12 protein-coding genes are annotated in these 13,005 nt (G+C 50.2%); 1 reads left to right on the top strand and 11 read right to left on the bottom strand.

What is annotated here, in order from left to right:
- Positions 1–143: 143 nt before the first annotated feature.
- The 4 genes from G5B47_RS06205 to rlmH all read right to left on the bottom strand — a co-directional run bounded on the left by G5B47_RS06205 (position 144) and on the right by rlmH (position 4,299).
- Positions 144–1,637, bottom strand: a complete 1,494-nt coding sequence (locus G5B47_RS06205) for a P-loop ATPase, Sll1717 family (protein WP_165095715.1) — start codon at positions 1,635–1,637, stop codon at positions 144–146.
- Between the two features lie 5 nt (positions 1,638–1,642).
- A complete protein-coding gene (locus G5B47_RS06200) occupies positions 1,643–1,924 on the bottom strand; it encodes a hypothetical protein (RefSeq protein WP_165095712.1) in 282 nt (93 codons plus the stop codon).
- On the bottom strand, positions 1,897–3,468 hold the full coding sequence (locus G5B47_RS06195; RefSeq protein ID WP_165095709.1) for an RNA-directed DNA polymerase: 1,572 nt from the start codon (positions 3,466–3,468) through the stop codon (positions 1,897–1,899). The genes G5B47_RS06200 and G5B47_RS06195 overlap by 28 nt, the downstream gene beginning before the upstream one ends.
- Before the next feature lie 351 nt (positions 3,469–3,819).
- Positions 3,820–4,299: a 23S rRNA (pseudouridine(1915)-N(3))-methyltransferase RlmH gene (gene rlmH, locus G5B47_RS06190; protein ID WP_038699763.1), complete on the bottom strand. Its 480-nt coding sequence runs from the start codon at positions 4,297–4,299 to the stop codon at positions 3,820–3,822.
- Positions 4,300–4,452: 153 nt separating this feature from the next.
- Between rlmH and G5B47_RS06185 the strand changes: the two genes are divergently transcribed.
- On the top strand, positions 4,453–5,160 hold the full coding sequence (locus G5B47_RS06185) for a DUF4386 domain-containing protein (protein WP_165095706.1): 708 nt from the start codon (positions 4,453–4,455) through the stop codon (positions 5,158–5,160).
- Here G5B47_RS06185 and G5B47_RS06180 read toward each other — a convergent pair.
- The 7 genes from G5B47_RS06180 to G5B47_RS06150 all read right to left on the bottom strand — a co-directional run bounded on the left by G5B47_RS06180 (position 5,117) and on the right by G5B47_RS06150 (position 12,958).
- On the bottom strand, positions 5,117–5,713 hold the full coding sequence (locus tag G5B47_RS06180) for a Crp/Fnr family transcriptional regulator (RefSeq protein WP_165095703.1): 597 nt from the start codon (positions 5,711–5,713) through the stop codon (positions 5,117–5,119). The genes G5B47_RS06185 and G5B47_RS06180 overlap by 44 nt on opposite strands.
- Before the next feature lie 222 nt (positions 5,714–5,935).
- Entirely contained in the window at positions 5,936–6,304 is a 369-nt protein-coding gene (locus tag G5B47_RS06175; protein ID WP_165095701.1) for a VOC family protein, read from the bottom strand.
- Between the two features lie 93 nt (positions 6,305–6,397).
- The gene (locus tag G5B47_RS06170) at positions 6,398–6,565 is read right to left on the bottom strand and encodes a CxxH/CxxC protein (protein WP_165095698.1); all 168 of its coding nucleotides are present in this window, start codon (positions 6,563–6,565) and stop codon (positions 6,398–6,400) included.
- Between the two features lie 172 nt (positions 6,566–6,737).
- Positions 6,738–8,648 (bottom strand): amino acid ABC transporter ATP-binding/permease protein, encoded by a 1,911-nt coding sequence (locus tag G5B47_RS06165; protein ID WP_165095695.1) that lies wholly within the window; start codon positions 8,646–8,648, stop codon positions 6,738–6,740.
- Positions 8,645–10,549, bottom strand: a complete 1,905-nt coding sequence (gene cydD, locus G5B47_RS06160; protein WP_165095692.1) for a thiol reductant ABC exporter subunit CydD — start codon at positions 10,547–10,549, stop codon at positions 8,645–8,647. The genes G5B47_RS06165 and cydD overlap by 4 nt, the downstream gene beginning before the upstream one ends.
- Positions 10,549–11,568, bottom strand: coding sequence for a cytochrome d ubiquinol oxidase subunit II (cydB, locus tag G5B47_RS06155; RefSeq protein ID WP_165095689.1), 1,020 nt, complete (start codon positions 11,566–11,568; stop codon positions 10,549–10,551). The genes cydD and cydB overlap by 1 nt, the downstream gene beginning before the upstream one ends.
- Entirely contained in the window at positions 11,555–12,958 is a 1,404-nt protein-coding gene (locus G5B47_RS06150; protein WP_165095687.1) for a cytochrome ubiquinol oxidase subunit I, read from the bottom strand. The genes cydB and G5B47_RS06150 overlap by 14 nt, the downstream gene beginning before the upstream one ends.
- Positions 12,959–13,005 lie beyond the last annotated feature (47 nt).

Here is a 13,005-nt window from a genome sequence, read left to right as displayed (position 1 = left end):
GGCTGAGCCGCGTATGCAGCTGATTTTTTTATAACTATCGTTATATTTCGCCGTTATTTATGTTACGGTTCACTGCGCTGTCTGTAGCGGCAAGTTTTTTACAAAATGAAGGGCTGCTATATTCAGCAGCCCTTGGTATTGTTCTATCTACGTAAGGAATAAGTTGATGTATGAAGTCCCTTCCAGATCCCTGGGTGAATCTGTATTTTTAACTCCCTATTTAATGTTGATCTATCATTACGCATTATCGAATAATATTCTGTATGAGTCTTAAGTCTATTTCGATTTAGCACAATTCCGAACTGATAAAGATATCTAAGTAAGGATTCCGCATCCATTCCTAATTTTGCTTCAAAATTTTTATATCTTTGCTGCTTAAATTCGGTTAAAGAGAATGGCTGTGGACCTACAATTCGTAATAATTCATGTAATATATCTTGGTCATTAATTTTTACAGCTATTTCGTTGGAGATTTCAGAAAGCAGCCATAAGGAGTATTCTTTTTCGGCACTTGGAATAGTTGACCTAGAAATTGAATTTGTTCTATTAATCTCATCCTGTATTTTTATTGAAAATTGAAGAACATCACGAGGTCTATGAAAACCACGATGTACAACAAACTTGAATATGCTTTCCCGAGAATCAAAATCAAAAACCTTTTTGCTAAAGAGTGCATTAAATGCCCCATATTCTGAAAGTGAAGGTATAGACAGATGAATTCTTTTATTGATCATTCGCAATAATCTTGCATTTGCCCAATCATCTCTATTAACAATAGACCAGTTTAAGTTCAATTTATACCTATCCCAGCGTGCACTCTCAGCATCAAATTGATCAATCGAGTTATAAATGTCACTTCGTAGATATCCCACCACTTTGGCTTTTATATTTCGACTTTTAAACGTTTGGTTTATATCATAAATAACTTTAAAGAGACTTATAATTGCTTGGTGATACTCACCCATGTTTTGATATTGAGTATAGTTATCGTCTAACTGATCAAATTGAATCAAAAATCTTGTTGTTTCAGGATAACCTTGAAAGTAATTAATAATTAGATTCTCTAGCTTCCTGTTGATTTGTGTTATGTTGCTAAACTCACGCGCATATGTAGTATTTCCTGTACTCTCAGCGGATAAGGACAACGGCTTTAGTGATATACTGCCCGAGGTTTTATCTGCTTTAGTCACCACTTGTTTATGTAAATCAATAACATCATCACCAAATAAGTAATGTACATAATCGAACAATTGTTTATATTCATCGTTAACAACAGAATTTGCATCACGTGTAATTTGAGACGCCAATTCTAAAAAAATTATATTTCTCCATATACTCTGGAATTGATTTGGTCTTGAAAAATCCTCATCTTTCAAAGTAAGCAACTTTTCAAATGGAAAGTCTTTAAATGACATGTTTGAAATAATCGCATCATTGTTGCCGGCTTGTTTCTCAATCCAATTATATATTGCTGATTTACCCGTACCTTTTCTACCAATAACAAAATAAATATTATTTTCAACAATTGTTTGCCAGTAGTTGTCGTCGATAAAATAAGATTCCAGATTAGCATCATACAGTCCATCTATATCACCAAAATCTATCTTTTTAATTAACTCCACCATATTAGTGCTCATTGTTTTTACCCCTTTTCAACACAATAAAAAACACCTAGAACAAATATTACCATTCTGTTCTTTAATTCTACATTTTCAAACAATAATTTACAAAAAAATACATCAATGATTTTGATATTATGGAACTGTATTACTGAAGCTAATAGAGAAAACTTGCCATTATTTATGATACGGTTCTCCGCGCTGTCTGTATCGGCAAATTTTGGATAAAGAAATAGGGCTGTCTTAGACGGCCCACTAAGAATAGCAGCTTTCATAATTAAGAAAAACGATTTGCCGTTGCCCATTTCGTGACTACCTTCTCGAGTATGTCAAGCCGCGGAAGTGAACGGTACCAGTGCTGTGCTTGATCTCCTGGCAAACAACTTGAAGCCGCCAAAAAAGCCCTTTTTAGCCATGGAGTTAATTCCGAAGCATTTCTTCTTCTTGGACGAAACCAATGATCTAGTCCTGCTCTACCCATAGCTAAAATTAACTCCCTTTGGGAATATTGATCCGTCAACTCTGTATAAAGCCTATTAAATCTATCCTCATTATTCCACTCGTTATTACTTGTAAATGTGTTTAGTATCCAAATTCGATTGTACTCTAGGTGGCCTACAATTGAATCTGTACACAGGTTAAGAAGTTGTGTTCCGATTCTGTGTTTTGTTCCAACATCAATTTCAATTGTTTGGAAGTAGACCATTACCTCTTTAACCACAGGATACAGTTTATTTATATTACCAATCAAACACTCGACGCTAGCAGGGCTTCCTATCTGAGTTAACCTCTTTAAGAGAAATCTCACTAGGGATATGTCAATATCATCGACTTCTTCCAAGTGTTCTTCTAAAATTCCCTCTAAGTTCAACCGTCTTAATTCTTCTTGTTGCTCATCATCAAGTTCAAAAAAGTCAAAATCGTCATATGGGTTTGAAATTTCCAAATGTGAGAGTATTTCATTAAATTGTTCATTCAACCCGCCAATTTCCCGGTCATCTTCATTCCCTAATATGCGATTTTCAAAATCTTCAATCGTCATAACCCGAGTTTTGTGTTGTTGCAAGGTCAACCCATGATTTTCAAATAACAAATTCGCTAGAGTACCCAAGGCGACCAAAGCGTCTTTTTCTGTTTCACAAAAGATTCTAAAATCATCAACAAATCTACAGTGAATTAAACCCTCTCCCATTAATCCACGGTCAACATCATCTAGGACCAATTCAGCAAGTAAACGAGACGCTGCCTGTCCGACGGGAATCCCATAAGACACACTGCCATTCATTTGGCTTAAGCATCTTCTCAATGTCCTTACATGGTTACCTTTAGCAGGCAATGCTTGGCCTAAAGCTTGTTCTAGTGGGTGGGAATATATCCGTGGGAAAAAGTCAGCAATATCAGCGATTACAACATATTCAAATGCACCTGAATCCACTTGTTCTTTACAATGATCCTGGAAGCCATCCCAATTATAATTTGGGTCATACATACGGCCATTATTATCTGGGTCAAATCTATTAGAAAAAGCTATGTTTTGTTCCTTAGGAATCCTAAACTCTTCTATATCTTGTCCAATTTCATACATCAATGCTGTAAAAGTGATGGAATCCAATGGATCGAGTTGTGTTGAGATTCGAAATCCATAACGATGTTTTGGTGTCAATAGTCTTCGATAAGTACGCAATTCCCACGCTAAGACATTTTGTTGCGAAAGTTCTGGCTTTACATCTTGTTCCCAATAAGTCCTAATAGCGGAAAACTCAAATGGAGTTGGAAAAATATCGGTGTCCCCATATTTCTCTATATGACTTAATGCCCAGTCATATGACTGCGGTTGTATTCTCAACATATAAACTCACCTCTTTATTCTCATTAAGAACTATGACATACTACCCATTCTACCAATTTATGTAACACCCTACAACTGTAATTTATTGAACCGATCAGTAGGGAATTTGATCATATCGAAGAATAGATCAGACGACCAATAAAACCAAGGATCGAGGCGTCATGGGGTATTCTTTTATTCTGTAAACTCGAACATCTCTAGAGAGGTAATAAAAAGACATAGAGCCTCTAATGCCCTGAGGTACATGATGATACTGAGAAATTTGACGGACCTTCTACTGCAGCAACCCTAAATAAAGAAGAATTAAAGAAAATCGAATTGTTCCTTTATTCTTCCCTCAAAAACCTGCCCCTACTTATGGTAGGGTTCCCCCCGATTGATCTTCACCGCCCGATAAATCTGCTCCACCAGCACCAGGCGCATGAGCTGATGGGGCAGCGTCATGCGCCCGAAGCTGAGCCGCTGCTGCGCGCGGCTTAGGACCGCATCGGAGAGCCCGTGGCTGCCTCCGATGACGAACACGACATGGCTCGTCCCGTAGGTGCCGAGCCTGTCGATCTCTGCGGCAAGCTCCTCCGAGCTCCAGAGCTTGCCGTCGATGGCGAGCGCGATGACATGCGCGCCCTCCTTCACATGCGCGAGGATGCGCTCGCCCTCGCGCGCCTTCACGCCCGATACCTCGGCTTCGCTTAGGGTATCGGGCGCTTTTTCATCCGCCACCTCAATCATCTGAAACTTGAGGTAGGGCGTAAGCCGTTTGGCATATTCCTGGATGCCCTGCACCAGGTATTTCTCTTTTAATTTTCCGACCGTAATGAGCTGAATGAACATAAAACTCCGAACTCCCCTTTCTTCGTCCTCTAATGATAAACAAGGATCGATGAATACACAAACGCGGGCCTTCCCTTAACTTAAGTCAAGGAAGTCCCGTTTCCTCCTTAGTACAATGTAACCATGAAGAATTCTTATGAGGAGGGTTTTCGAATGTCGACTCCAGCGGCCCGGGCGGCCGGGATTTCACTCATTTTGATGGCGGCTGCCGCCGCATTCTCGTACGGATATGTGCATTCAAATCTGGTCACGGAGGGAGACCCGGGCGCTACATCTAGCAGCTTGACCGCATCTCCTTTGCTGTTCAGGGCAGAGATCCTGGGATGGACCCTGATTATGGTCTGTGACATCGTGGCTGCATGGGGATTATATAAAGTGCTGAAGCCGGTGCAGCCGAGCCTGTCCCTGCTGGGCGCATGGCTGCGCCTGTTGTATACAGCGGTCTTGGGTGCGGCCGTCTCCAGTCTTGTCGTCGTTTCACTGCTTACAGGCAGCAGTACCGGGGCATTTTCGGGCTTCACGGCGAATCAGTTGGAGACGGAGACGATGCTGTTTCTGCGGGCTTTTGAAGCGGTATGGTCGGTTGGTTTGATCATTTTTGGTGGGCATCTGGTAATTGTGGGGATTCTGGCTCTCTGGACAGCGAATGTACCGAAGATCATTAGCGTACTGCTGCTGTTGGCCGGAGCCGGTTATATCGTCATCCATGTGTGGCGCACGCTTTGGCCTGAGGCCGAGGGTCTTGTTAAGGGGCTGGAGTGGGTGTTTATGCTGCCGATGACGGCCGGGGAACTGGGCTTTGGGATCTGGCTGCTGTTCAGAGCTCCGTCTCCGCGCGTTCGCGGTGAAGCCGCTTCTTGATCCGGCTCAGCGACTCCGGCGTCATGCCGAGATAGCTTGCAAGCTGATGCTGAGGAACTCGGTCGATGAGGCCAGGTCTTCGAAGAAGCAGGGTCTTATAGCGCTCTTCGGGGGAAGAAGCGATAAAAGCGGCGAACTCCTCCTGAACCTGACCGAAGCTCTCCTCGATCATCCGGCGCGTCATGGACTCGAGCTGCGTGTATTTGGCGTACATCTCCCTCTCAGTGTCCAGCTGGCCGACGACCAATACAGAGTCCTCCAGACAGGTCAGGGTGTAATCCGATGATTTATCCGGCTTATGTACGTTGAAGATGGCGATCGCCTGCTCCTCCGTGTAGAAGTTCGAGGTTATGTCCCGGCCCGTCTCATCCACCGCATGCTGCCGTACGCACCCCTTTAGGACAAAATAACATTTGCCGGGAATCTCCCCCTGCCTGAGCAGAACGGTTCCCTTCCTGTATTCTTCCACCTGAATTTCATCCAAAATCGCGTGCTGCTCTGCTTCGCTCAAAGAGGTCAGCCGGGCCATATATTTTAGTAAAAGATGCTTCATTCTTTCCAGCCTTCCTCCTTCAGTGTATGAGTTACCGCATCATGGGCACGTCAAAATTGTCCGAATGAAAAAGGCTGCAGTACCGCCCATTCTCCACCGTAAATTACAGCACGCAGTAGTCCGGGTCGGTCACGCCCGCCGGATATGACTTGCACCATCCTCCATTTTAAGGGAGGCCAGGCGGGTTGTACATTTCTCTTTTTTGTAGGCTAAGGGCTGACCCTAATCGCTATGCTCCGCCAGCTGCACCTCAAAGCCGTCCGGGTCCAGGATATAAAAGAATCGCAGGCGGGGATTGGGCGCGACCGGCCCGCGGGCAACCGGAATGCCCAGGTTCTTCAAATATTCCATCGCCTCATCCAGGGATTCCACTTCAAAACCAATGGACACGCCGCATTCCGTCTTCAACACCGGCTCACTTCCCTGAATCAGTTCAACCTTCGGCTGCCCATCCGTCCCCAGCATGGCGATCTGCCTGCCTCTGCTCTCGAATCTGCGCTGAACCGGCAGTTTGAGAATCCCGTGATAGAAGTTCATGGACGCCTCGAGATCGCGCACCCGGAGTGTAATCCAATTCATGCTCAAATTCATGCGTGTATCCCCCTCTGCTGATTGTCCCATCCGCTAATATGCTATCAATGGAAAAAGACGGCGGGAAGCCGTCTTTTTCTCTCCCATTTCTATTTACACGACCAGATATTCCGCATTCTTCTTGCATTCCGCACATTTGGCCGGCGGGTCCCAGTCCGAGAATTCCGTATCTTTCAGATCCACGACGTCGGGCGCGTCCTCGTATTCGTCGACAAACATATCAATGGCCAGCTCCAGATGTTCTTTACAGACAACATACATGTAATGCAAGCATCCCTTTCCCTTTGCTCTTAAAGCGTAATACTCCTCTTACTGTTCTACCACAATTCCGCCAAAAAAGAAATCCAAATAACCCGCAAAAGCGGCCGCCTGACGCAGCCTTGCCTTTACGGGTCTATGATTAGCCTTGCTCTGCCAAAATGCTGCGGTTGTCTTAATTCGCCGAAGTGGCGCGCTGCGCCGCATACCCCGGCCGGTCCAGCTCATACAATCTGCGGTAGCGGGGCTCGGAAGCCATTAGCTCGGCGTGGGTGCCGCGCATTTCGACTCTGCCATTCTCCATAAAAATCACTTCGTCCATCCGCTCCGCGCCGACAAGATGATGGGTCACCCAGATCAGCGTCTTGCCCTCCATTGCGGCAAAAATCGTCGACAGCAGCTCCAGCTCCGTGCGCGGATCGAGACCTACAGTCGGCTCGTCGAGCAGGACGACCGGCGTGTTCTGCAGCAGGATGCGCGCGAGCGCGATCCGCTGGCGTTCCCCGCCGGAGAAGCGCAGTCCCGCTTCGCGTACCCGCGTGTCGTAGCCTGCAGGCAGCGAGGCGATCAGGTCGCCCAGCTTCGCTAAAACGCCCGCCTGCGCGATTTGCTCCTCTGAAGCCTCCGGGTCGCCAAGTCGGATATTGTTCGCTACCGTCGTGTCGAACAGATGCGGACGCTGATTCAGCACGGAGATAATGGATGGAATCCGGTCTCCATAAGAAGCTGCGGCATGTCCGTTAATCGTTACTGACCCTGAGGTGGGAGCAAGCGCTCCCTGGATCATCTTCAGCAGGGTCGATTTGCCTGCGCCGCTGCGGCCGATGATGGCGACTTTCTTGCCTTGAGGAATGTCCAGCGTCAAATCGCGAACCGACCATTCCCCGGCTTCGCCGTAGCTGTAACCTGCATCGCGCAGCGAAATATGCGCCGAATGACCTTCTTGGCCACCGGCTGCAGACAGGTCTGAACCAGCGCGGCCGGAGTCGCTCCCAGCTGCACGGTCAGCACCAGACTGCTCCAAATTAGCACTGCCCGGTTGTCCGCCGTCTGCGCCACCAGCCTTAGACAGCTCTGAGTCTCCCTCATATGACGTGCTACCCGCCTTTTCGCCGCCCTCCGCCAACTCCCGCGGCCTTTCCTCCACACCCGCGAGCCGTTCCAGCGAGTTGCGGTACTGCGGGATTTTCTCGATAGCCTCCGATACCGGCAGGAACGCATCCGCAACCGGAAAGACCACCAGCGCGAATGCGGCAATCAATGTGCCGGGAATCGCTCCCTGCGCAAACTCGTCGCCGGCCCACCAGATCATGGACACCACGCCAAGGCCGACCACCGACTGGCCCAGGAACATGCGGATTCGTGCCCAGCGCCGCAGTGCCGCGTCTGTACGGGCGACCGCCCGCTCATCCGCCTCGTACGTTTCAACGAACTGGCCCTGCCGACCGCTGATCATCCAGTCGCTCATGCCGAGCACAGCATCGGTCAGCTTCTGGTACAGCCGATTGCGGGCCTGCTTGACTTCGCGCTGACGCTTTTGCGTTAGCAGCAGCGAAATAAGCGGCAGGACTGCGACCAGCACCAGAATGTACAGGCCGACCAGCACCGCGAAGCGCACATCGAACGTGCCGATGGCAATAACCGCCACCGCGTAGATAATCAGGGAAATGACGGCGGGAAATACGGTGCGCAGGTATACATTTTGCAAATATTCAATGTCGTCAGCCAGCATCCCGAGGATATCGCCCGTGCGGAAGCGCGAGGACAGGAACAACGCCTGCGGCTCCAGAATGCGGTACAGCCGCTGACGCATTTGGGACAATATCCGCAGAATCGTATCATGCCCGACCAGCCGCTCCACATAATGAATGACCGCCCGGCTTGTGCCGAATGCGCGCACGCCGACAATCGGGACATAGATCATGAGGATGTTCTCCGGCGGAATAGACGCTTTGGAAATCAGAAAGCCGGACGTATACATCAGGGATGAAGCGGAAAATATCGTCAGTGCTCCCAGCAGGACAATCGCCAGGAAACGCCAGAAATAGGACGATACATAGGGGGCAAACCAGCCTTCCCGTCTCAAAGAATCCCCTCCAGTTGCGCTTCTATAAGCTCGTAATAGGTGCCTTTGCGTTCAAGAAGCTCCTGATGGGTGCCCATTTCGGCAACCCTGCCCTGCTTCATGACCAGAATAAGGTCCATATCCGCCATCCAGTGCAGACGGTGCGTAGCCAGGAAGACAAGCTTGTCCTCAAACAGCGGCAGCATCGTCTCCTTCAGCTCATATTCCGTTTCGATGTCCAGATGCGCCGTCGGTTCGTCCAGCAGCATAATCGGACGTCTACTCAGCAGCGCCCGCGCCAGCGCGACCCGCTGCTCCTGCCCCCCGCTTAAAGCGCGTCCGCCGCCGCCAATCATTTCGTCCAGTCCGTCAGGGAGCGAAGCGGCAAGCGGAGAGAGACCGGCTGCTGCGACCGCCCCGGCAACGGCTTCCGGCGAAGCCTCCGGATGATAGAACCGGACATTATCCGCCAATGTTCCGCTAAAAATGTACGGCCGCTGCGGAATATACGACGTCTGGCGCCGCCAGGCGTCGTCCGTCAGCGCGCTTACGTCATAATCGTTAATTTTTATATGTCCCCGGCTCGGATGCAAAAACCCGGCAAGCACATCGATCAGCGTCGACTTGCCGGCGCCGCTCTCCCCGATGATGCCGATTTTGCCGTTACTGGGGAACTGCACGGTAATTTCCTCCAGCGAGGAAGGACCTCCCTCTTCGTGCCGGACGCCGATCCCTTCAAGAGACAGGTTGCTGGTGCCAGCCCAGGCAAATACGGACTCCAGCACAGCCAATACGCCCTTACCAGAGGTTTCAGTCTTCTCCCCGCCGACGGACGGATGCGTATCCGGTTTACCTGCCACAGCCGACAAAGCACGCACTTTGCCCTCATCCTCAGAACGTTCTTCCTGCCGCCCCTCCCCTCCTGCTTCCTGAGCATTCATCCGCGATGACTCCCCACGCTTCAGCACTACCGCCTTGACCGTCTCACGGTCGATAATGCTCTTCATCGCTTCCCCAGCCTCCTTGCCGTCGAGCGTAGCATGGAAGTCGGCGCCGACGAGCCGTACCGGCAGGAAATATTCCGGCGCGAGAATGAGGATCATCAGCCCCGTCACCAGCGTCATTTCTCCGTTCACCAGTCGCACACCGAGACTTACTGCCACGGAAGCGACGGACAGCATCGTGAAGAAATCGAGCGCAAACGAGGACAGGAATGCGACCCGGAGAGTACGCATCGTTGCCGATCGGTAGCGGTCGCTGACCTCGGCAATCGCCTCGCTGTGATCCTTGCTGCGTCCGAGAAACTTCAGCGTTTCCAGCCCCCGCAGTGAATCGACAAAATGATTGGACAGCGTCCGGTACGACTCCAGCTGCCGGTCCATCTGCCCCCGTGCCGTCATGCCAATCAGAATCATGAACACGATAAGGATCGGCATCGTCACCGTTAGAATAATCCCGCTTATGCGGTCCTGTGTATACACAAAGACAAGGAGCAGCGCAGGCGTTACCGCCATGCCGACCATCCGCGGAATAATCAGCTCCAGATAGGTGCGGAACTTGGTAACCCCTTCAAGGACAAGCGTTACCAGCGTTCCTGTTCCTTGATCCCCGGCCATTCTCGGCCCCAGCCGAAACAGCCTGTCCATCATCTTGCGCCGCATGGCGCTGCCCGTCTTCTCCGCGAACCGGTACGAAACACTGCTCATCAGCAGGCCGCAGGCATGCCTCGCCAGAAACGCAAGAAGGAACAACAGCGCAGTGCCCCATTGTTCCTTCAGCGGATTCCCCGCGAACAGCGCGGAGACGACTTCGGCCAGCGACCCCGCCATCAGCAAGATGGACAAGCTTTGCACCAGGGTAAGGAATCCCACCGCCAGAAAGACCGGCCTAACTCCTTTATACCCAAGCAAATTTCTATCCATTAATATTCGAGAGTCTCCTTATCGCTAAGCCTTTTATGGAAGATGAAATAGCTCCAGACCTGATAGCCCAGCACGAACGGCAGCATGGTCACCGCCACGATCGTCATCACTTTAAGCGAATATTGGCCGGATGCGGCGTTCGTAATCGTCAGGTTGTAAGCTTCGCCGAGCGAGCTGACCATTACCCGCGGGAACAGGCCCACGAATACGGCGATAACCGAAAGGCCCAGCACCGCGCCCGTCATGCCGAATGCCCAGCCGTCGCGCTTGTGCTTGCTGAAATAACCCGCGAGCAGAAAAGCGACCAGCCCCAGCACCGCAATAGCCCACAGCAGCACCCCGCGCACTTTGAAAATATCCGTCTGGAAGTAAGTCATGATGACAAAAGCCAGCAGCACTATACCCGTCGGCAGCAGCAGAGCTCGCGACCGTTTGCGCGCCCGTTCCTGAAGCTCGCCGAAGGTCCGAAGCGCCGTGAACAGCAAGCCGTGGATATTGCACAGCAGGACGACCGCAACTCCCGCCAGCACGGTATAGACATTCACAATGTCCCCGAAAAAGGCCGCGTGCATCTGCATGTCGCCGTCAATCGGCAGACCTTTGATGAAGCTCGCAAACACAATGGCCAGCAGGAAAGGCGGCAGGAAGCTGCCGATCAGGATCGACAGATCCCAGGTGGTCCGCCAGCCCCCAGATTGCGCTTTGCCTCTGTATTCAAAGGCCACCCCGCGGAGAATCAGACCGAACAGAGCGAACACGAACGGTACATAGAATCCGCTGAACAGCGTTGCATACCACTCGGGGAAAGCGGCGAACATCGCCCCCGCCCCGGTAATAAGCCATACCTCATTCGCGTCCCAGAAAGGGCCGATGGAGTTGATCATCACCCGGCGCTGCCGTTCGTCCTTCGGGAGCAGCTGGGACTGCATCCCCACACCGAAGTCGAAGCCTTCCAGGAAGAAGAACCCGACGAAGAGAACCGCAATCAGCACAAACCAAAGTTCATTAAGTGAGAGCATGGTGTCCCTCCTTTTTGTTATAAGGGTCGGTCGAATGCGAATCTTCGTCGATGGCGTACGGGCCTTTTTTGATTACTTTGACGAACAGATAGATCAGCACGATCAACAGAACCCCATAGATAGCGTTAAAGGTAATGAGCGAGAACAAGACTTGTCCTGCCGTAATATTGGGCGAGACGCTCTGCTCGGTGGTCATCAGTCCGAAAACGGTCCAAGGCTGACGCCCGAATTCCGTCATGACCCAGCCTGCCGTATTGGCGATCGGAGGCAGCAGCAGTCCGGATAAGCAGATGCGCAGGAACCCGGTGTTAGGCTGATCCAGCTTCTTGCGCCACATCAGATATACAGCCCATAGTGTTATAAAAATCATCGCCATACCGGCGGCAATCATAATCCGGAAGCTCCAGAAGGTCGTACGTACAGGCGGTATGTAATTGCCCGGACCGTATTTTTGCTCATACTCAGCCTGCAGCTCTTTCATCCCTTTGACTTCACCGGAGAATGTACTGTAGGAGAGGAAGCTCAGCAAATACGGAACCTTCAGCTCATGCGTGCTTTCCATTTTATCAGGATCGATATTGGCGATTACCGTCCACGGCGCCGGGTCGCCGCTCTTGCCCCACAGGCCTTCGGAAGCGGCCATCTTCATCGGCTGGGTCTCAACCAGATATTGCGCCTGCCAGTGGCCGGCAAAGGCAACGCCGATCGAGGAAATGATGCCGACGATCGCCGCGATTTTAAAAGATTTTTGAAAGAACGAAACGTTCTGCTTTCTGAGCAGCTTAATCGCGCTGACACCGATAATCAGAAAGGATCCGGTGGCAAAAGCGCCGAGTACGGTATGCGGAAATTCAACCAGAACTTGACCGTTGGTGATGAGCGACAGAAAATCATTCATCTCCGCGCGGCCGTTGTTGATGGTGAACCCTACAGGATGCTGCATGAAGGAGTTCGCTGCCAGAATCCAGAAAGCCGATAGCGTGGTGCCGATCGCAACAAACCAGATAGACAGCAGATGGACCTTCTTCGAAACCTTCTCCCAGCCGAAAATCCAAATTCCAATAAACGTCGATTCCAGGAAAAACGCGAGTAAGGCTTCAACCGCAAGCGGAGCTCCGAATACGTCCCCGACAAAGCGCGAGTAATCCGACCAGTTCATACCGAACTGGAATTCCTGCAAAATTCCGGTCACAACTCCGATCGCAAAGTTAACCAGGAAGAGCTTGCCCCAAAATTTAGCCATTCGCTTGTACTCTTCGTTGCCGCTGCGTACGTACATCGTCTCCATAATCGCGATGATGAACGACAATCCGATCGTCACCGGCACAAAGAAAAAGTGAAAAATCGTTGTCGACGCAAACTGCATGCGCGACAGCATAAGTGTATCCATGTTTTCCCTTCCTTCCCCCCGTTTGATTGCTTTTTATTTTGTCAAAA

Source organism: Paenibacillus apii, from assembly GCF_011043685.1.
In the GTDB taxonomy this organism is placed as follows: Bacteria; Bacillota; Bacilli; order Paenibacillales; family Paenibacillaceae; genus Paenibacillus_AQ; species Paenibacillus_AQ sabinae.
This window is presented reverse-complemented; position numbering and strand designations above follow the sequence as displayed.

Bases quoted from the DNA above. Each gene is read 5' to 3' on its own strand.
- G5B47_RS06205 (WP_165095715.1), bottom strand. From the start codon at position 1,637: ATGAGCACTAATATGGTGGAGTTAATTAAAAAGATAGATTTTGGTGAT.
- G5B47_RS06200 (WP_165095712.1), bottom strand. From the start codon at position 1,924: ATGGGCAACGGCAAATCGTTTTTCTTAATTATGAAAGCTGCTATTCTT.
- G5B47_RS06195 (WP_165095709.1), bottom strand. From the start codon at position 3,468: ATGTTGAGAATACAACCGCAGTCATATGACTGGGCATTAAGTCATATA.
- rlmH (WP_038699763.1), bottom strand. From the start codon at position 4,299: ATGTTCATTCAGCTCATTACGGTCGGAAAATTAAAAGAGAAATACCTG.
- G5B47_RS06185 (WP_165095706.1), top strand. From the start codon at position 4,453: ATGTCGACTCCAGCGGCCCGGGCGGCCGGGATTTCACTCATTTTGATG.
- G5B47_RS06180 (WP_165095703.1), bottom strand. From the start codon at position 5,713: ATGAAGCATCTTTTACTAAAATATATGGCCCGGCTGACCTCTTTGAGC.
- G5B47_RS06175 (WP_165095701.1), bottom strand. From the start codon at position 6,304: ATGAATTTGAGCATGAATTGGATTACACTCCGGGTGCGCGATCTCGAG.
- G5B47_RS06170 (WP_165095698.1), bottom strand. From the start codon at position 6,565: ATGTATGTTGTCTGTAAAGAACATCTGGAGCTGGCCATTGATATGTTT.
- cydD (WP_165095692.1), bottom strand. From the start codon at position 10,549: ATGGATAGAAATTTGCTTGGGTATAAAGGAGTTAGGCCGGTCTTTCTG.
- cydB (WP_165095689.1), bottom strand. From the start codon at position 11,568: ATGCTCTCACTTAATGAACTTTGGTTTGTGCTGATTGCGGTTCTCTTC.
- G5B47_RS06150 (WP_165095687.1), bottom strand. From the start codon at position 12,958: ATGGATACACTTATGCTGTCGCGCATGCAGTTTGCGTCGACAACGATT.